The organism is Amycolatopsis rifamycinica (assembly GCF_000695625.1).
GTDB classification, from domain to species: Bacteria; Actinomycetota; Actinomycetes; order Mycobacteriales; family Pseudonocardiaceae; genus Amycolatopsis; species Amycolatopsis rifamycinica.
This window is the reverse complement of sequence record NZ_JMQI01000073.1, coordinates 154,275-173,539: the sequence shown is the minus strand read 5'-3', so window position 1 is coordinate 173,539 and position 19,265 is coordinate 154,275. Positions and strand designations below refer to the sequence as shown.

The following is a 19,265-nucleotide window of genomic DNA, read 5'->3' as shown; positions in this document are numbered from 1 at the left end:
CCGTCGTGGCCCCCGGTCCCGAGGGACCGAGGGACCGAGGGCCACGACGTCAGGTCCGGTACACCCCGAACTCGTACAGCGAGTAGCCGTACCCCGTGCCGCGCTGGGTCCCGTACACGCGCACATACCGCGCGGTCGCCGCGATCGCGAGGTCGTCGGCACCGCCGTCGCCCGACGTCGTCGCGAACACCGTGCGCCAGTTCGCCGCGTCGTCGCTCACCTGGATCTCGTAGGCCTTGCCGTACGCCGCTTCCCACACCAGCTGGACGTGGTCGAACGCCTGGCTGCGGCCCAGGTCCACCTGCAGCCACTGCGGGTCGCTCCACGCGCTCGCCCACCGCGTCGCGCCGTCGCCGTCGGTGGCGGCCTGCGGCGGGTAGGGCGCGCCGGCGCCGTCGGCCTGGTACGTCGAGGCCGTGGCCGGGGCGCCCCGCGCCAGGTTCGTGCCGGGCACCGGCGGGGCGACCACGCGCAGCGAACGCGTCTCGATGCCGACGTTGCCGTGGCCGTCCCGGGCGTAGAGGTAGAGCTTCCAGACGCCCGGCTGCTGCGGCGCGGTCACGGTGAAGGTCCCGTTCCCGGTGAACGCGGCCGGGATCAGCCCCGAGGCGTTGTTGATGTACTTGCTGTTGTAGCCCATCGTGTAGCCGATCGGGTCACCGTCCGGATCGGACACCGCGGCCGTCACGGTGAACGTGCCGCCGGCCGGGACGTCGGTGACGCGGCCGAGGGTCATCGACGCGATCACCGGCGGCGTGTTGCCGCCTGTCTGTCCACTGTAGAGCCTGCGGACGGCGTACCAGGAGAGCCGCTTCTCGCCGCCCGTGGTGATGTTGAACCAGACGCCGCCGAAGTCGCCTTCGGTGCCGTAGTGGAACAGCGTCGCCCCCAAGGCCACCCCGGGGTGGGCCAGCACGCAGTTCCACGCGCTGGTGTACCCGTCGCGCTTCTGCTGGTCGGTCGGCTCGGCGGGCACGCCGTTGACGTCGTTCGGCACCTCCCACTCGCCGGCCGGGCCGGTCTCGGTGATCAGGTACGGCTTCGTGTAGCCACCGGCGAGCCAGTCCTGCTTCACCTGGCAGACGTGGCCGTAGGCGTTGACCGAATAGAGGTCCAGGTTCGGCGCGTACGCCCGGTAGTACGGCCAAGCGCCGGTCCAGGCGTCGGTCGAGGTGACCGGGTGGTCCGCGTCGAGGGCGTGGATGGCCCGCGCGGCCTCGTCGACGAACCGGGTGTAGGCGATCCGCTGCTCCTCCAGCCGGGTGCCGGAGTAGCAGTTCTGCATGCCGAGGATCGACTCGTTGCCGACGTTCCACAGCAGTACACCCGGGTGCGTGCGGTAGTCGGTGACCCAGTTCCGGATCTCGCCGAGCACGGTGTTCCGATAGCTGGCGTCCGTCACGTAGTCGACGCAGCCGCCGCTGCCGGGGCCGCCGCCGGGCTGCAGCCAGAACCCGGCGACGACCTTGATCCCGTTCGCCGCGGCGGCGTCCAGCAGCGGCCGGGTCGTGCCGTCCGTGCCCCAGGTGCGGACGGTGTTGACGCCGATCGCGTGCAGTTCCGGCATCCGCGCGGCCGCTTCGCCGGGCGGCGGCCCCCAGGTGAGGCCCTTGACGGTCCACGGCGTCCCGTCGACCGTGAGCTGCCAGTTCCCCGGCGTGCCGGCCACCCGGGTGACGCCGGGCCCGGCGGCCGCCGCCGCGGGCGACGGACCGGCCAGGAAACCCAGCACGAGTACGGCGAGAACGGCACGGAGCAGCGACGGTCGGTCCACGGTGACTCCCGGACGGCTGGGGAACGGCGCTTTGGAGAGCGCTCTCCGACGCGACCGATGGTTCGGCACGCACCCGCGAGCTGTCAAGCACCGGGCGCGAACCCGACAATGACTGTCCGCTTCGCGAATCGGGTGCTTCTTGACAGTTCGCCGAACGGGCGCGCATGCTGCGGGAGAGCGCTCTCCCATCCTTGGCACCCCTCACCGTGGAGGACCCTTGGCACCGAAAGCCGCGCTCCTCGCCTGCACCGCCGCCACCGTGCTGGCCGGCGCGTTCCTGACCGCGGCCACCTGGTCGCCCGCCGGAGCCGACGACCTGGTGACCCATCACGAGTTCCAGGTCAACTGCGCCCCGAGCCACCACCAGCCGGACGACCCGATCGTCTACCCCGGGCTGCCCGGCGCGTCGCACGACCACACCTTCCTCGGCAACAAGACCACCAACGCGGCCAGCACCACGCAATCCCTGCAGGCCGCGGGCGTCGGCGCCACGACCTGCCTGGCGCCGGACGACCTGTCCGCCTACTGGTTCCCGACGGTCTACAACGGCAACCAGGTCGTGCTGCCGAACTTCGCGCAGGTCGTCTACTACAAGTCCGGCATCCTCGACTACACGAAGGTGGTCCCGTTCCCGCCCGGCCTGCGGTACGTCGCCGGCAGCGCCACGGCGACGCAGGACGAGTTCCAGCACGCGCCCGGCGCGGTCGAAGGCTGGGAGTGCGGGGACAGCTTCCACAACTGGGACGTCCCCGTCCGGTGCGTGGCCGGCAGCCAGCTCAACATCCGGTACCAGGCGCCGAGCTGCTGGGACGGCGTCCACCTGGATTCGGCCGACCACAAGAGCCACCTGGCCTACCCGGACCGGGCGACGCTGACGTGCCCGCCCGGGCACCCGGTGGCCGTGCCGATGCTCGAGTTCAAGATGGCCTTCCCGGTCAGCGGCGACATGTCCGGCGTGCACCTGGCCAGCGGGCGCGGGTACTCGTGGCACTACGACTTCTTCAACGCGTGGGATCCCGAGACGCTGGCGGCGCTGGTCCGGCACTGCATCAACGGCGGCCTGCAGTGCGACCCGCGCGGGTTCGACCTCTACAAGCCCGACCGCGGCAGCGTGCTCGGGCCGAACTACCGGCTGCCCGGCCGGCCGTGAGCAGGTGGGCCGTAGGGGCGGCGGTGGTGGCGCTGGTCGTGAGCGGGTGCGCCGCCACCGGTCCCGTCCCCACCGGCCCCGCGCCCGCGGCCGTCAACGCGACCGACGTGGCGTGGCTGCAGCTGGTCGTGCCGATGACGGAGAACGCGCTGGCGGCCGCCCGGCTGGCGCCGGATCACGCGGCGAGCCCGCTGGTCCGCTCGGCGGCCGCCGACTGCGCGGATCGCCACGACCGGTTGCTGGCCCGCCTGCGGGCCGCCCGTGACCGGGCCGGGCTGCCGGCGAGCGATGTCCACAGTGGACATCGGATGCCGGGGATGGTCACGGCGGCCGATCTGGTGGCGTTGCGCGGCGATCACGGCGTCGCGTTCGACCGGCGACTGGTCGCCCTGCTGCGGGCGCACGCCGCGCAGCTCGTCGTGCTGGCGCGTGGGGAACAGGCTTCCGGAGCGGACGCGGGAACCCGCGAGCTGGCCCGGGACGTCGGCGCCGAGGGAGCCCGCGAAGGCGAAGTGCTCGCGAAGACGGCCTGAAGGGGAGCCGGACCGCCGACGGTCCGGCTCCCCTTCACCGAGCCTCAGTACGAGACCGTCACCGGTGCCCGGCCCGGGCGGGCCGGCGCGGTCACCGTCAGCGTCTTCGTGGCCGCGTCCCACTTCCACGCCGTCGACGGTGCCCAGCCGGTGCCCACCTTCACCCGGTCGGGAGCCGACGCGACACCGAGGAACTTCACCGTCCACTCGCGGGGCGCCGCCTGGAACGAGCCCACCGGCGAGGCCACCGTCACCGTGTGCGCCCCGGAGCGCTCGGTGTAGGTGATCTTCGCCGACGACGAACGCGCCGACGACACCCCGTTGTCCTCATACAGCGAGAACGTCCCCGAGCCACCCGGCGCCACCGTCACCGTCGCGCGGTTCAGCGGGTTCTGGACGTCGTTGGTGACGTCCGCCGTGCGGGTCACCGTGATGCCGCCCGCGCGGAGGAACACCGGCATCGTGCCCAGGTCCGACGTGACCTGCTGGGTGGTCCCGCCCGTGTACGTCTTGCCGGTGAAGTAGTCCGTCCACTGGCCCGGCGGGAACCACACCGGCGTCGTCGCCGAAGCACCCGGGGACGTCACCGGCGCCACCAGCATGTCCGGCCCGTAGAAGTACTCGCTCTGGGCCGCCGCGTACGCGCCCGGCTCCTCCGGGTACTCCAGGTACGTCGGACGCACGACGGGAACGCCGGTCGTCGCGGCTTCCTGGGCCAGCGTGTAGGTGTAGGGAACCAGGTTTTCCCGCAGGTTCAGGAACTTCGTCGCCGACGACTTGGCCGCGTCGCCGTACTGCCAGGGCAGCCGGTCGCTGTGGTTGCTGTGCAGGCGGTCGATCGGCTGGAACGTGCCCAGCTGCACCCACCGCGCGTACAGGTCGTCCGGCAGCTTGAACGTCTGGTGCTGCTGGCCGCCGGAGGTGTAGGTCTCGCTGCCGCGCAGGCCGGTCGTGTCGTTGTGGCCGCCGATGTCGTGGCTGATCGCCGACATGCCCGTCGCCGCCGACTCCGCCGGCGTGATGCCGACCTCCATCCGCAGCGTCCCCCAGGTCGAGGACGTGTCGCCGGTGAAGTGGAGGGTGCTGCGCTTGTCCGCCCACGGTCCCGTCGCCAGCCCGGTCGGGCCGCCGTAGCCGCCGGCCTGCAGCGAGCCGTACGCCCGGGAGATGACGAACCCGCGACCGGTCGCCGGGGCCGCGAGGTCGGCGTACTGCTGGTTGATCCAGGCGTCCGGGGTGACGCCGGGCAGGCTCGAGCGTGAGGCGTCGCAGCACCAGTCGAGCCACCAGAAGTCGTTGCCCTGCCGCATCATCCCGGCGTGCAGGTCGAGGTAGGCCTTGAGCTGGTCCGGGTCGCCCCAGTCGAAGACGTAGCAGTCGGTGCCGCAGTTCGACTTGGCCAGCTTGCCCTTCGCCGTCGCCTGGGCGCGGGCGAACTGCGGGTCGGAACCCATGATGCTGGGGTGGATGTTGAGGTTGTTGTGCAGGCCCTGGGCCTTCGACCAGGCGAAGAAGCCGGCCGGGTCGGGGAACTTCGCGGTGTCGACCTGCCAGCCGTTCCACGTGTCCGGCGCCTTGAAGTCCGTGTCGGTCACCAGGACGTCCAGCGGGACGCCTTCGCTGCGGAACCGCGGCAGGATCGTGTCGCGGTAGTCGGCCGCGGTGCGGTCGATGTACTCGGAGTACCAGACGCCGTAGGCCCAGCGCGGCAGCAGCTGCGGCGGCCCGGTGAGGGTCGCGAGGTCGCGCAGCCCGGCCTTGTAGTCGTGGCCGAAGGTGAAGAGGTAGCCGTCCTGGTAGGGGTTTCCGCCGTGGGGCGGCCGCTGCGTCACCGCGCGGGTGCGCGTGTCGTACAGCGCGGAGGGGGTGTCGTCGAGCAGGTACCAGCCGTCGGAGTGCAGCAGGCCTTCGGTGGTCGACGGCCCGCCGTTGTCGCCGTTGACGCCGTCGAGACCGCGCCGGTAGCCACCGAGCGCGAGGTGCGGCGGCGGGGCGGTGCCCCCGGCCGGGGTGACGGCGACGGTGTCGATGTTGACGTGGCAGCTGGTGTCCTCGGGGCAGGCGAGGACGACGTCGTTCGTGCCCGCCTTGAGGTCGACCGGCACGGACGCGCTCTGCCACGCGTCCCAGCCGTCGGTGGCCGGCAGCGACAGCGTGCGGGTGACGCCGTTCGCGGTGACCGGCGCGGTTCTCGTCTCGTGGCGGCCGTCGCCGCCGGTGCCGTTGGCGTACCGGACGTGCAGCAGGTACGTGCCGTCGGCCGGGACGTCCGCGACGCGGTGGGTCAGCGTCGAGGCGCGGTTGAGCTCGGCGACGAACCCGCGCCCGGCGTACCCGGTGTGGTCGGTCGCGACGACGGCGGATCCGGAGCGCAGCCCGGCTTCGGCCTCGCAGCTCACCCCGGCCGGGCAGCCGGTGAACGCGCGCGCCGAGGCCGGCGGGAAGGGCGCTCCGGTGGTCAGGACGGCCAGGCCGTCGAGGTTGACGTTGCCGGAATCGCCCGCCGTCCGCTCGAGGCGGACGCTGTGGTGGCCGGCGCCGAGGGTGACCGGGACCGAGGCGAGCGCCCAGGCGTTCCAGTCGGCCGTCGCGGGCAGGGTGAGCTTCTGGGCCGCGCCGCCGTCGACCGAAACGCTCAGGGTGCGGGTGACGTGCTGGCCGTCCCCGCCTTGGCCGTTGGCGTAGCGCGCGGTCAGCGAGTACGTGCCCGCGGCGGGCGCGAGGACGTCCGCCGTCACCGAGTTGCCGGTGCTCTCGAAGCCGGCGAGGAAGCCTTCGCCGGTGTAGCCGGAGTGGTCGGTGGCCACGCCGAGGCCGTCGGTCGTGAGGTCCTCGGCCTCGCACCGGGCGCCGGTCGCGCAGGTCAGGTGGCGCCACGGGGCGGCGAGCACCGGGGTCGCGCCGGCGTTCGTGCGGACCTCGAGGTTGCCGCCGTCGAACGGGCCCGAGTTCAGGCGGTAGGTCAGCGTCGTCGCGCTCGTGCGGATGGTGAGGACGCCGCCGGACACCGTGCTCGTGTAGGGCGTCGGTGTGAAGGCCCCGCGGCCGACGGCGTTGAAGGTGGCCGCGTCGGTGAAGCGGCCGTCGCCGGCGTACTCGGTACGGATCAGGGTCGGGGACAGCACCTGGAAGCGGGCGTTCCCGGCGGTGACGGTCTGGCGCACGGGCCCGGCCACGGCGGGCGTCGCGACGGTCACCGCCGCGACGGCGCTCCCGGCGACGGCGAGCGCGCAGGCGCGCCGGATGGATCTGGCGGTTCTGGTCCGCACGGGGGAACTCCGTTCCGGTGAAGGGGACTCGGCGGCGTTACAACGTTGGAAAGCTGAGCACAGCGCCTCCGGCGATGTCCAGACCACCGGCGGGAACTTGTCCCGGACAGATCAGCGGCCGGTCACGCCGGGGTGCGCCCCTCCGGGACCGCCATCCCCCCGTCCCCAGGGTCCGGGCCACCAGCGGCGTGGTGGCCGAACCGGACCCGCTCGGCGAAGGTCAGGTGGTGGACGAGGCCGAGCAGCGTGCGACCAGGACCCGGCGCGTCAGGCCGAGTCGCGGACCACCAGTTCCGGGTCGAAGATCACCGACTCCGCGCGCAGGGCCGGATCGGCCACGCGCTCGAGCACCATGCGGGCCATCGCCGCGCCCATCGCCTCGACCGGCTGGCGGACGGTCGTCAGCCGGGGGCGGCAGCTGAGCGCGACCCGGCTGTCGTCGAAGCCGACCACGGCCACGTCCTCCGGGACGCGCTTGCCCGCTTCGCGCAACACCGTCAGGGCGCCGTACGCCATCAGGTCGTTGGCCACGAAGAGCCCGTCCAGCGCGGGGTCCTCGGCGAGCAGGCGCTCCATCGCCCGTTCGCCGCCCTGCTCGGTGAAATCGCCCTCGGCGACCGCCACGTACGCGTAGCCGCGGCGGGCCATCGCGTCGCGGAACCCGGCCAGCCGGTCCTGCCCCGCCGGGGTGCCCGCCGGGCCCGCGATCGTCGCGATGCGGTGACAGCCGCGCCGGACGAGCCGCTCCGCCGCGAGCCGGGCGCCGTCCTGGTGGGCGACGTCGACGTAGCAGACCGGCGCCGGTCGGCCCGGCCGGGCGAACAGCGCCGTGGGGACCCCCGCGCCGGTCAGCACGTGCGGCAGCGGGTCCTCCGCCGGGTGCAGCGAGATCAGCAGCACCCCGCTCACCTGCTCCTGGCGCAGCTTCGGGATCAGCTTCTCGCGCTCTTCGTCGCTGTCGACGAGCATCAGCAGCGGGTGCAGCCCGTGGGGCCGCAGGTGCGCGATGACGCCTTCGACGACCCGGCCGAAGAAGGGGTCACCGAACACACCGCCGGTGAAGGCCTCGACGTGCCGCTCCGGCTCCGACACGACGAGCGCGATCCCCCCGGTGCGCCGGGTGACCAGCGAGCGGGCCGCCCGGTTCGGCACGTACCCGGTGTCGGCGATGGCCCGTTCGACCGTCTCACGCAGCTTGGGATCGACGTTGCGCACGCTGTTCACCACGCGGGAGACCGTGGCGCGCGAGACGCCGGCGACCCGCGCGACGTCCTCCAGGGTGGGCGGCTGCGTCGTCACCCGTCTTTTGTAGCACGCTGTGAGAGCGCTCTCCCACCGTCGCGGGCGAAGGGCACGGACGGCGTTGTCCGTCGGCTCGCCGAGCCGGCCGGCTCAGCCGTGCAGGCGAGCCTCCGCCGCCGCCCAATCCGCGCTGCCTGACGGCTCATAACGCCGGATCTCCTGCGTCTGCCGGACCAACGCCCGCATCGCCGCCAGGTCCGGCAGGTCCTCCCCCAGCGCACGGGCCTGGACCAGCACGTTGCCCAGCGCCGCCGCCTCGACCGGGCCGGCCAGGACCGGGACCCCGCACGCGTCCGCCGTCGATTGGCACAGCAGCTCGTTGCGGGCACCGCCGCCCACCAGGTGGATCACGTCGACCGGACGACCGGAAACGCGGGCCGCCGCCTGGATCGCGCGGCGGTGGGCCAGCGCCAAGCTGTCCACGATGCAGCGGACCACCGCCGCCCGGCCGGACGGCGGGCGCTGGCCCGTGGCCCGGCACGCCGCGACCAGCCGGGCCGGCATGTCGCCCGGGGGCAGGAACGCCGGGGCGTCGATGTCCACCACCGCCGCCAGCGCGGGTGCCGAAGCGGCGGCGGCCAGGAGCGCCGGCAGGTCCTGCGGGCACGACCACGTGCGCAAGGTCTCCGACAGCACCCACAGGCCCATCACGTTGCGCAGGAACCGGATCGTGCCGTCGACGCCGCCCTCGTTGGTGAAGTTCGCCGCCAGTGCCTCGTCGCTCAGCTCCGGCGCCGGCAGCTCCAGCCCGGCCAGGGACCACGTGCCGGTCGAGATGTACGCGAAGTTCGCGCCGGGGCCGGCGGGCACGGCGACCACCGCCGACGCCGTGTCGTGGGAGCCGACCGCCACCACCGGCAGGCCGCCCAGCTCGGCCGCCGTGCCCACCACCGTGCCGGGGTCGCGCAGTGGCGGCAGCAGCCGAGGCGGGATCCCGACGCGCGAGGCCAGTGAAGTGGCCCAAGCCCGCGCGCGGACGTCGTACAGCTGCGTGGTCGAGGCGTTCGTCCGCTCGGCGCCGATCGTCCCGGTCAGCCAGTAGTTCAGCAGGTCGGGGATGAGCAGCATCGTCGAGGCCGCGTCGAGGCGGCCGCGCTCCGAGACCAGCTGGTAGAGGGTGTTGAACGGCAGCCGCTGCAGCCCCGTCACGTCGTAGAGCTCGCGGTCGGAAACCCGGGCCGAGACCGATTCCGGCACGCCGTCCGTGCGCGGGTCGCGGTAGCAGACCGGGTTGCCGAGCAGCGCGCCGCGCTCGTCCAGCAGCCCGTAGTCGACGGCCCAGGAGTCGATGCCGATGCCGTCGAGGCGTCCGGCTTCGCGGATCCCGGCCAGGGTCTCGCGGTACAGGCCCAGGATGTCCCAGTACAGCGACGGCCCGGCGCGGACTCCGCCGTTCGGGAAGCGCCGGACCTCCTCGGCGCTCAGCACGCCAGGCCCCACGCTGCCGGCCACCACCCGCCCGCTGGACGCGCCGAGGTCGACGGCCGCGACCCGCTTCACGGGCGCACCACCGTCAGCTGGAGGCCGAGCAGGTCCGCGACGGCCGTCAGCTCGGCGACGCGGTGGCCGGTGCCGAGCGCCCAGTGGTGCGCGATGCCGCTCGCGGACCAGGCGTCGGTCCACTCCCCCGGGTCGCAGCCGAAGTCGACGCGGGAGGTCGTGTTGCCGATCCGCAGCAGCGGCCCGGGCACCACCGTGCCTTCGGACGCGATGAGCGTGAACGTCCCGTCGCGGCCTTGCCCGAGCCCGCACAGCGTCACCGGCCCGTGCTGGACGTCGAACTCCACCGACACGCCCCAGCCGCGCTTGCCGTGGTAGACGCCCAGGCCGCGCAACAGCGGCTTGCGGGCGCTGATGCCCAGGTGCGCCGGCCCGTCGTGGCCCATCTCGACCACCCGATCGCGGAAGTTCAGCGCCTGCAGCTCGGTGAACGAGCCACCGGCGCCGAGCCGGTCCATGACCAGCATGGCCAGGGACGTCCGCAGCTCGTACTCGCCGACCGCCGGGATGCCGCGGGCGGTGAGCAGCGACGCGCCGAGGATGAACCCGGCGCCGACGCGTTCGTGGGTTTCGCCGTCCAGGCCGCGGTGGTAGTAGGCCAGCGAGTCGAGCGCGAAGTCCGCGACGAGCCGATCCAGCGCCACCGAAACCCGGGCGCCCCATGCGAAGTCTTCGTCCACAACGGACTCGTCTACAGTGAACACTTCCCGGGCCAGCGCGACGCGCGCGGCGGTCTCCTCGTCGGTGACCTCCTCGACGCGCACCCGCAGGTCGTCGACCTCCAGGATCTCGAGGTGCCCGCCGAGCTGGGCCGGCACCAGCGTCGGGTCGGTGGCGACGTCCAGCATGCCCGGGTAGAGGTGCCCGAGCAGGCCGTGGCGGCCGTGCCGCAGCGCCGCCCGGACGCCGGCCGCCTTGATCCAGCGGGAAATCCGCGTCCAGGCGCGCGGATCCTCCAGGTACCCGGACACCGAGCGGAATTCGACGCCGAGGCGCCGGAAGGCGTTGGCCATCTCCGGCAGCGGGCAGGCGCCGCAGTAGGCCAGCCAGGCGCCGGTATCGAAGGACTCGTGGTCCATCGCCTCGGTGGGCTGCAGGTTCAGCAGCAGCACCGGCGCGCCCGAACGCTGCGCGACCGGCGCCAGCATGCTCGACGTCAGGTACGTCGTGAGGAACCCGACGATCAGGTCGCACCCGGCCACCCGCAGCTTTTCGGCGGCGGCCGCGCCCTCGACGGCGTCGGAGACGAAGCCCGCGTCGACCACCTCGCAGTCCAGGGTGGACAGCCGCTCGGTGACGCGCCGGGCCGAAGCCCGCAGCTGGGGCAGCAGCGCCGGGAACTGCGGCCAGTACGCCCCGAGCCCGCCGGAAACGAGGCCGACGCGGGTGCGGCGCGGGGTGATGCGGTCGAGCGTCATGGGCTCTCCTAGCGCAGGAACGCGGCGGCCACCCCGGCGTCCACCGGCACGTGCAGCCCGGTGGTGTGGGTGAGGTCGCCGCCGGTGAGGGCGAACACCGCGGCGGCCACGTGTTCGGGCAGCACTTCGCGCTTGAGGATGGTCCGCTGGGCGTAGAACTCGCCGAGCTTCGACTCCTCGACGCCGTACACGGCGGCCCGCTGGGCGCCCCAGCCGCCGGCGAAGATGCCGGAGCCCTGGACGACGCCGTCGGGGTTCACGCCGTTCACGCGGATGCCGTGCGCGCCGAGTTCGGCGGCCAGGAGCCGGACCTGGTGGGCCTGGTCGGCCTTCGCGGCACCGTAGGCGACGTTGTTCGGGCCCGCGAACACCGAGTTCTTCGACGAAATGTAGACGATGTCGCCGCCGATGCCCTGGTCGATCATGGCCTTGGCCGCCGCGCGGGCGACCAGGAACGAGCCCTTGGCCATCACGTCGTGCTGCAGGTCCCAGTCGCGTTCGGTGGTCTCCAGCAACGGCTTCGAGATGGACAGCCCGGCGTTGTTCACCACCAGGTCGATGCCGCCGAAGGCGAGCACGGTGGCGTCGATGGCGGCCTGCACGGCGTCGGCATGGGTGACGTCGGCGAGGAACGAGACCGCCTTGTCCGCGTTCCCGATCCCGGCCGCCACCTCCGCGGCGGCCTCACCGTTCAGGTCGGCGATGGCCACGCAGGCACCCTCGGCGGCGAGCCGCTGGGCGATGGCCTTGCCGATGCCGGAGCCGGCCCCGGTGACCAGCGCGATCCGCCCGGCCAGCGGCTTCGGCTTCGGCATCCGCTGGAGCTTCGCCTCTTCCAGCGCCCAGTACTCGATCCGGAACTTCTCGCTTTCCGGGATGGGCGCGTAGGTGGACACCGCCTCGGCGCCGCGCATCACGTTGATCGCGTTGACGTAGAACTCGCCCGCCACCCGCGCGGTCTGCTTGTCCTTGCCGAAGGAGAACATCCCGACACCGGGGACGAGCACGATCGCCGGGTCGGCCCCGCGCATGGCGGGCGAATCGGCGTCGGCGTGCCGCTCGTAGTAGGCGCGGTAGGAGTCGCGGTACTCGGCGTGCAGCTCCTTCAGCCGCGCGACGACGTCCTCCAGCGGCGCGGTCGCGGGGAGGTCCACGACCAGGGGCCGGACCTTGGTGCGCAGGAAGTGGTCCGGGCACGACGTGCCCAACGCGGCGAGCGGCTGGAGCTTCTCCCTCGCGAGGAACTCGAGCACGACGTCGCTGTCGGTGTAGTGGCCGACGACCCGCTGGTCGGTCGAGGCGAGCCCGCGGATCACCGGTGCCAGCGCGGCCGCCCGCGCCCGCCGGTTGAGGACGGGCAGTGCTTCGAAGCCCGGGACGACCGGCCCGAACGGCTCCGGAGCACCCCGGGACGCAAGGAACTCCTCGGCGGTCCGGATGATCTCCAGGGAGTGGGCCTGGCACTCTTCCGAGGTCGCGCCCCACGCGGTGATGCCGTGCCCGCCGAGGATCACGCCGATGGCCTGCGGGTTCGCCGCCTTGACCGCGGCGATGTCCAGGCCCAGTTGGAACCCGGGCCGCCGCCAGTCCACCCACGCGACCCGGTCGCCGAAGCACTCCTTGGTCAGCGCCGGGCCGTCGGCCGCCGTGGCCAGCGCGATCCCGGAGTCCGGGTGCAGGTGGTCGACGTGCGGGGCCTCGACCAGGCCGTGCATCGCCGTGTCGATCGACGGCGCCGCCCCGCCGCGGCCGTGCAGGCAGTAGTCGAACGCGGCGACCATCTCGTCTTCGCGCTCGACACCCGGGTACACGTTCACCAGGGCACGCAGCCGGTCCAGCCGCAGGACCGCCAGCCCGGCCTCGGTCAGCGTGCCGAGGTCGCCGCCGGAGCCCTTGACCCACAGGACGTCGGTGGGCGAGCCGGTGACCGGGTCGGTCACCGCCCCCTTGGCGGAGGTGTTGCCGCCGGCGTAGTTCGTGTTGCGCGGGTCCGCCCCGAGCGCGTTGCTGCGCGCGATGAGCTGCTCCGGCACGGTCATCGTCATGCTCCCCATCCGGCCTGCGTGCCGCCGGCGCGCTCGGCCACGATCTTGTCCTGGTACCCGCTGCGGTGGTAGGCGGCGATCGGGTCCGGGTCGAGCCCGGCGTCGGTCCGCAGCTCGGCCAGCAGCGGCCGGACGTCGGTGTTGTAGGCGTCCATCAGCACGGCGTTGGCGCCGAGCACGTCACCCGACTGCTGCGCGGCGCGCAACGCCGGGCGGTCGACGAGCAGGGCCTTCGCCGTCGCTTCCTGGACGTTCATCACCGACCGGATGATCGCCGGGATCTTCGCCTCGATGTTGTGGCACTGGTCGAGCATGAACGCGATCCCGTACGCCGGGTCGAGGGCGTCGGCGCGGACGATCTCGTACATGATCCGGAACAGCTGGAAGGGGTCGGCCGCCCCGACCATCAGGTCGTCGTCGGCGTAGAACCGCGAGTTGAAGTCGAACGCGCCCAGCTTCCCGGCCCGCAGCAGGAACGCCACGATGAACTCGATGTTCGTCCCCGGCGCGTGGTGGCCGGTGTCGATGCAGACGGTCGCCCGCTCCCCCAGCTCGACGCAGTGGGCGTAGGACGTGCCCCAGTCCGGGACGTCGGTGGCGTAGAACGCCGGCTCGAACAGCTTGTACTCCAGCAGCATCCGCTGGTGCTCCCCGAGCCGCTCGTACGTCTCCCGCAAGGCCGCCGCCAGCCGGTCCTGGCGGTCGCGGATGTCGTCCTGGCCCGGGTAGTTGATGCCGTCGGAGAACCACAGCTTCAGGTCCCGCGAACCGGTCGCGTCCATGATGTCGACGGCTTCCAGGAGGTGGTCGGTCGCCTTGCGGCGGATGCCCGCGTCCGGGTTGGTCACCGAACCGAGCTTGTAGTCCTCGTCCTGGAAGACGTTGGTGTTGATCGCGCCGATCTCGACGCCCAGGTCCCGCGCGTACGCGGTCAGGGCGGCGTAGTCGTCGACCTTGTCCCACGGGATGTGCAGGGCCACGCTCGGCGCGACCCCGGTGAGCCGGTGGACCACCGCGGCGTCGGCGATCTTCTCCTCCGGCGTCCGCGGCACGCCCGGTTGCGGGAACACCTTGAACCGGGTGCCCGAGTTCGCGTACGCCCACGACGGCGTTTCGATGCGCTGGGCCCGCAAAGCCGCTTTGACCGCGGTCAGATCAGCCATGGCGATCACTGTCCTTCCCGGACGTCGAGGTGGAAGACCTCGTCTAGCAGCTGGAACCCGGCATCCGGCGGGCGGGAGCCGAGGCCGGTGAAGAACTCCGCCATTTCCGCCTGCCAGCGGGTGTTGACGTCGGTCGCCGCCATGGCGGCCCGCGCGGCCGCGAGGTCGTCCGCCTCGACGTACCCGATCAGCAGGCCGTCGTCGCGGAGGAACAGGGAATAGTTGCGCCAGCCGGTGTCGTGCAGGGCCTGCCGCATCTCCGGCCAGACGGCGCGGTGGCGCTCGGCGTACTCGGCCGTCCGCTCGGGCTTGACCTGGAGGCAGAAGCAGTACCGGGGCATCAGAAGTTGAACTTGTCGATGTTGTTCGCGTCGAACGTCGTCGGCGGGCCGAGGACGATTTCGCCGCTCTCGCCGATCGTGTACTCGCCGAGCTTGCCCGCCTTGAACTTCTCGCCCGGCTTGCCGGTGATCTGGCCGGACTTCAGCGCGACACCCGCGTAGGCGGCGAGGTAGCCGATGTCGGCCGGGTTCCACAGCGCGAACTGCTTGACCGTGCCGTCCTTGACGAAGGCGCGCATCTGGTTCGGCGTGCCGAGCCCGGTCACCGCGACCTTGCCCTTGTAGCTCGACGAGCTGACGTAGCGCGCGGCGGCCGCGATGCCGACCGTGGTCGGCGCGATGATCACCTTGAGGTTCGGGAACGACTGCAGCAGGCCCTGGGCCTCCTGGAACGACTTCTGGTCGTCGTCGTTGCCGTAGGCGACCTTGTCCAGCTTCAGGCTCGCGTACTCCGGCTTCGCCAGTTCCTTCTTGAACACCTCGATCCAGGCGTTCTGGTTGGTCGCGTTCGGCGTCGCCGACAGCACCGCGACCTCGCCCGAGCCGCCCGAGAGCTCCTTGGCCTGCTTGGCCAGCTGCTCGCCGATGCCCTGCGTGGTGGCCTGGTTGATGAAGACGTCGCGGCAGTCCTTCGCGGCGTCGGAGTCGAACGCGACGACCTTGATGCCGGCGCCGCGGGCCTGGTTGAGCGACGGGCAGACGGCGTTCGGGTCGTTCGCGGCGATGCCGATGACGTCCTGCTGCTGCTGGATCAGCGTGTTGATGTAGCTGACCTGCGACGACGCGCTGGCGTCGTTCGGCCCGACGAGCTTGTACTCGCCCTTCAGCTCGCCGAGGGCCTCCTTGCCGCCGGAAACCTCGATGTCGCTGTAGGGGTTGTTGAGCTGCTTGGGCAGGAACGCCATCTTGACGCCCTCCTTCGCCGCCGCGTTCGGGTTCGCCGCGGCGGTGGACTGCTGGCCGCCGGAGCCGGCGTTGTCGTTCTTGGTCGTACCGCTGCACGCGGCCAGGACCAGCACCAGCCCGGCCGACACTGCGCCGGTGAGGAACCGTCGGGACATCTTCGTCACCTTTCCGGAGTTACCGCTTGGCGGGGACGGCGCCGCGACGCCGCACGCACGATGTTGGGGAGCAGGACCGACACGATGAGGAGCACGCCGGTCACGATGTTGAGCGCCTCGTTGGAGACGTCCTGCAAGCGCAGGGCGTTCTGCAGGGTCGCCAGCAGGACCACCCCGGCGAGCACGCCGGGCAGCGTGCCCTTGCCGCCGAAGATGGACACACCGCCGAGCAGCACGGCGGCCACCACGGCCAGTTCGAGGCCGAACCCGTTGTCGGCGCGGGCGCTGGAGTACCGCAGCGTCCACAGCACCCCGGCGAGACCCGCGACGGCGCCGCTCACGACGTACAGCCAGAACTTGAGCCGTCCGGTGCGGATGCCGGCGAACCGGGCCGCCTGCTCGCCCGCGCCGGCGGCGAACACGCCACGGCCGATCGGGGTCGCGTGCAGCACGACGCCGAACACCAGGGCGACGACGACCAGCGGGATCAACACGTTCGGGATCGGGCCGTCGCCGATCGTCCCGGTGACCCAGCTCGTGTAGTCGCGCGGGAAGTCGGCGACCGCGCCGTCGCCCAGCACGACGAAGGCGAGCCCGCGGTAGAGGGCCAGGGTGCCGATCGTGACCGCCAGCGACGGCAGCTTCAGCACGGTGACGAAGAAGCCGTTCAGCGCGCCGAGGACCGCGCCGAGCACGATGCAGAGCGGGATGATCGTCTCGATCGTCATCCCGGCGTCCCACAGCGAGCCCAGCACCGCCGATGTCAGGCCGAGCGTGCTCGCCACCGAGAGGTCGATTTCGCCGGTGACGATGATGAACGTCATCGGCAGCGCGACCAGCGCGATGGGGAGCAGGTCGAGCAGCAGGAAGGTGAAGTTGCGGCTGGTGCCGAAGTTCTCGACGGCGCCGGAGGCGACGATGAGGACGATGACCGTCACCAGCACGACGGCGGCGTCCCAGCTGAGCAGCCTGCCGAGCCGGTTCCCCTGGTCAGACATGGGAATCCCTCTTCTTCAGTGCCTTGGCGACCCGCACGGCGACCAGCCGGTCGGCGCCGATGGCCAGCAGGATCAGCGCGCCGACGATCGCCTGCTGCCAGAACTGGTTGATGTCGAGCACGGCCAGTGCGCTGCCGATGACGGTCAGCAGCAGCGCGCCGAGGCCCGCGCCCCAGACCGAGCCGCTGCCGCCGAACACCGCCACCCCGCCGACGACGGCCGCGGCGACCACGTTGAGCTCGTAGCCGGTGCCGGCGGCCGCGTCCACGGTGCCGAACCGGGCGGCGAACAGGACCCCGGCCAGGCCGGCGAGCGCGCCGCTGACCAGGAACGCCGCGCTGGTGTTGCGGCCGACCCGGATGCCGGCCAGCTGGGCGGCCTGGGGGCTCGACCCCATCGCGTACAGCTCGCGGCCGGCGCGGTAGCTGCGCAGCACGATCCCCGCGGCCACCAGGACCAGCAGCGCGATGAGGACCAGCCACGGCACGCCGAGCAGCGACGCCGTGCCGAAGTCCAGGAAGGACGCGGGCAGCTTGTCGGCGTTGATCTGCCGACCGCCGGCCCAGAAGTAGCTGACGCCGCGGTAGGCGTAGAGCGTGCCGAGCGTGACGACCAGCGCGGGCACCTGGCCGAACCGCACCAGGGCGCCGTTGACCAGCCCGCACACCGCGCCGACGGCGAGCCCGGCCAGGATGGCGGCGATCACGGGCAGGCCCGGGTGGTCCTTCATCAGCGTGCCGACGGCGAACGCCGACAGGCCGAGCACCGAGCCGACCGACAGGTCGATGTTGCGGGTGATCATCACGATCGCCTGCCCGACGGCGAGCACGGCCAGGATCGCCGTCCCCAGCAGGATGTCGCGGATGCTCTGCCCGGACAGGAACCGCGAGTTCTGCGTCGCGGTGAACGCGACCAGGACGATCAGGGCTCCGGCGATGCCGGATTCCCGGGCCTTCAGCACGTTCGCGGCCCACGACCGTCGCGAGTGGACGATCGGGTCGCCGGTCACCCGGGCCTGTTCGGTCACGGTCATGCGGCGGCCCCCTGCCCCATCGCGGCGAACATCACCGAGTCTTCGGCCGCCTCGGCGCGCGGGAGCTCGGCCACGATCCGGCCTTCCCGCATGACCAGCACGCGGTCGGCCATGCCGAGCACCTCCGGCAGTTCCGAGGACACCATCACGATCGCGACGCCTTCGGCGGCCAGCGCCGACATCAGCCGGTGGACCTCGGCCTTCGTGCCGACGTCGATGCCGCGCGTCGGCTCGTCGACGATCAGCACCTTCGGCGCCATCGCCAGCCACTTGGCCAGCACGACCTTCTGCTGGTTGCCGCCCGACAGCGTGCCGACCGGATCGCCGAGGCGGCGGTACTTGGTGCGCAGGCGCTCGGTCCAGTGCCGCGCCTCCCGGCGTTCGCTCGCGCCGGTGAGGAAGCCGGCCTTCGACAGCGCGCGCGAGCGCGGGAGCGTCACGTTCCGCTCGATCGAGAGGTCCATGATCAGGCCTTGCTGGCGCCGGTCCTCGGGGACCAGGGCCATCCCGGCGGCCATCGCGGCCCGCGACGAGTGCGGCTTGAGCTTCTTCCCGCTCACCTTCACGACTCCCGCGTCCCGTTCGTCGACGCCGAAGACCGCCTGGACGACCTCCGAGCGGCCGGAGCCGACGAGCCCGGCGAACGCGACGATTTCCCCGGCGCGCACGGAGAAGGAGATGTCGCGGAACACCCCCTCGCGGGCCAGGCCCTCGACCTCCAGCACGACCGCGCCGGGCTCGACGTCCTGCTTGGGGAACAGCGCGTCCAGGTCGCGGCCGACCATGCGCTTCACCATCTCGTCGACGGTGACGTCCGCCAGAGCGTCGGTGGAGACGTGCCTGCCGTCGCGCATGATGGTGACGCGCTGGCAGAGCTCGGTGATCTCCTCGAAGCGGTGGGAGATGAACATGATCGCCGCGCCTTCCTGGCGCAGCGTCCGGGCGACGGTGAACAGCCGCTCGACCTCGATCCGGGTCAGTGCGGCGGTCGGCTCGTCCATCACCAGCACGCGGGCGTCGGCGCTGAGCGCCTTGGCGATTTCGACGATCTGCTGGTCGGCGATCGACAGTCCCCTGGCGGGCCGGGCGGGGTCGATCCGGACGCCGAGGCGGGCGAAGAGCCGCTCGGCCTCGGCGCGGATCGCCGCCCGGTCGATCCGGCCGAGGCTCTTGCGCGGGTGGCGGCCCATCACGATGTTCTCGGCGACACTGAGGTCGGGGAACAGCGTGGGCTCCTGGTAGATGACCGCGATGCCGGCCGCCTTCGCGTCGGCGGGCGAGCCGAACTCGACCGGCTCGCCGTCCAGCAGCAGCGTGCCGTCGTCGGGCTTGTGCACGCCGGCCAGCATCTTGACGATGGTGGACTTGCCGGCACCGTTCTCCCCGACCAGCGCGTGGGCCTCTCCGGCGTACAGCCCGAAACCCACGCCGGCGACGGCCGCGACCGCGCCGAACGACTTCGTCACGCCGCGCACCTCCAGCAGAGGGGCCCGGCCCGGGTCTGGGCGCGTCATCGCGACCTCCGGATTGAAAGGTTTCACAAATCTGGTGCGGTGAAGCTACTATGCGGCGGAACGAGAAGTCAATGCATCGGCGCAGGCGTGGCCAAACGGCAGCTTCCCCAGGTCATGCGCGTGATGTTACGTTTCAACGGCAGCGTCGAAGAGGCGGTCGGATG

14 protein-coding genes are annotated in these 19,265 nt (G+C 72.2%); 2 read left to right on the top strand and 12 right to left on the bottom strand.

Annotation, left to right across the window (positions count from 1 at the left end; genetic code table 11):
- Nucleotides 1–49: 49 nt before the first annotated feature.
- On the bottom strand, nucleotides 50–1,774 hold the full coding sequence (locus DV20_RS35665; protein WP_084093830.1) for a discoidin domain-containing protein: 1,725 nt from the start codon (nucleotides 1,772–1,774) through the stop codon (nucleotides 50–52).
- A 217-nt stretch (nucleotides 1,775–1,991) separates the two neighbouring features.
- Between DV20_RS35665 and DV20_RS35660 the strand changes: the two genes are divergently transcribed.
- Both DV20_RS35660 and DV20_RS35655 read left to right on the top strand, forming a co-directional pair.
- Entirely contained in the window at nucleotides 1,992–2,924 is a 933-nt protein-coding gene (locus DV20_RS35660) for a DUF1996 domain-containing protein (protein ID WP_043787699.1), read from the top strand.
- Nucleotides 2,921–3,457, top strand: a complete 537-nt coding sequence (locus tag DV20_RS35655) for a DUF305 domain-containing protein (protein WP_043787698.1) — start codon at nucleotides 2,921–2,923, stop codon at nucleotides 3,455–3,457. Before DV20_RS35660 ends, DV20_RS35655 begins: the two co-directional genes overlap by 4 nt.
- A gap of 44 nt (nucleotides 3,458–3,501) precedes the next feature.
- On the opposite strand, the gene DV20_RS35650 is transcribed toward DV20_RS35655, so the two are convergent.
- The 11 genes from DV20_RS35650 to DV20_RS35600 all read right to left on the bottom strand — a co-directional run bounded on the left by DV20_RS35650 (nucleotide 3,502) and on the right by DV20_RS35600 (nucleotide 19,101).
- Nucleotides 3,502–6,726: a TIM-barrel domain-containing protein gene (locus DV20_RS35650; RefSeq protein ID WP_043787696.1), complete on the bottom strand. Its 3,225-nt coding sequence runs from the start codon at nucleotides 6,724–6,726 to the stop codon at nucleotides 3,502–3,504.
- Nucleotides 6,727–6,993: 267 nt separating this feature from the next.
- Entirely contained in the window at nucleotides 6,994–8,025 is a 1,032-nt protein-coding gene (locus DV20_RS35645) for a LacI family DNA-binding transcriptional regulator (protein WP_043787694.1), read from the bottom strand.
- Between the two features lie 93 nt (nucleotides 8,026–8,118).
- Entirely contained in the window at nucleotides 8,119–9,528 is a 1,410-nt protein-coding gene (locus DV20_RS35640; RefSeq protein WP_043787693.1) for a rhamnulokinase, read from the bottom strand.
- Entirely contained in the window at nucleotides 9,525–10,946 is a 1,422-nt protein-coding gene (locus tag DV20_RS35635; protein ID WP_043787692.1) for an L-fucose/L-arabinose isomerase family protein, read from the bottom strand. Before DV20_RS35635 ends, DV20_RS35640 begins: the two co-directional genes overlap by 4 nt.
- Before the next feature lie 8 nt (nucleotides 10,947–10,954).
- Nucleotides 10,955–12,985: a bifunctional aldolase/short-chain dehydrogenase gene (locus tag DV20_RS35630; protein ID WP_200876566.1), complete on the bottom strand. Its 2,031-nt coding sequence runs from the start codon at nucleotides 12,983–12,985 to the stop codon at nucleotides 10,955–10,957.
- 2 nt (nucleotides 12,986–12,987) lie between these two features.
- Nucleotides 12,988–14,154, bottom strand: coding sequence for an L-rhamnose isomerase (gene rhaI / locus DV20_RS35625; protein WP_200876560.1), 1,167 nt, complete (start codon nucleotides 14,152–14,154; stop codon nucleotides 12,988–12,990).
- 5 nt (nucleotides 14,155–14,159) lie between these two features.
- Nucleotides 14,160–14,495, bottom strand: coding sequence for an L-rhamnose mutarotase (locus tag DV20_RS35620; RefSeq protein ID WP_043787689.1), 336 nt, complete (start codon nucleotides 14,493–14,495; stop codon nucleotides 14,160–14,162).
- Nucleotides 14,495–15,556: a rhamnose ABC transporter substrate-binding protein gene (gene rhaS, locus DV20_RS35615; protein WP_043787791.1), complete on the bottom strand. Its 1,062-nt coding sequence runs from the start codon at nucleotides 15,554–15,556 to the stop codon at nucleotides 14,495–14,497. The genes DV20_RS35620 and rhaS overlap by 1 nt, the downstream gene beginning before the upstream one ends.
- 5 nt (nucleotides 15,557–15,561) lie before the next feature.
- Nucleotides 15,562–16,554, bottom strand: coding sequence for an ABC transporter permease (locus tag DV20_RS35610; RefSeq protein ID WP_043787688.1), 993 nt, complete (start codon nucleotides 16,552–16,554; stop codon nucleotides 15,562–15,564).
- The gene (locus DV20_RS35605; RefSeq protein WP_043787687.1) at nucleotides 16,547–17,587 is read right to left on the bottom strand and encodes an ABC transporter permease; all 1,041 of its coding nucleotides are present in this window, start codon (nucleotides 17,585–17,587) and stop codon (nucleotides 16,547–16,549) included. The genes DV20_RS35610 and DV20_RS35605 overlap by 8 nt, the downstream gene beginning before the upstream one ends.
- Entirely contained in the window at nucleotides 17,584–19,101 is a 1,518-nt protein-coding gene (locus DV20_RS35600; RefSeq protein ID WP_043787686.1) for a sugar ABC transporter ATP-binding protein, read from the bottom strand. The genes DV20_RS35605 and DV20_RS35600 overlap by 4 nt, the downstream gene beginning before the upstream one ends.
- Nucleotides 19,102–19,265: the final 164 nt, after the last annotated feature.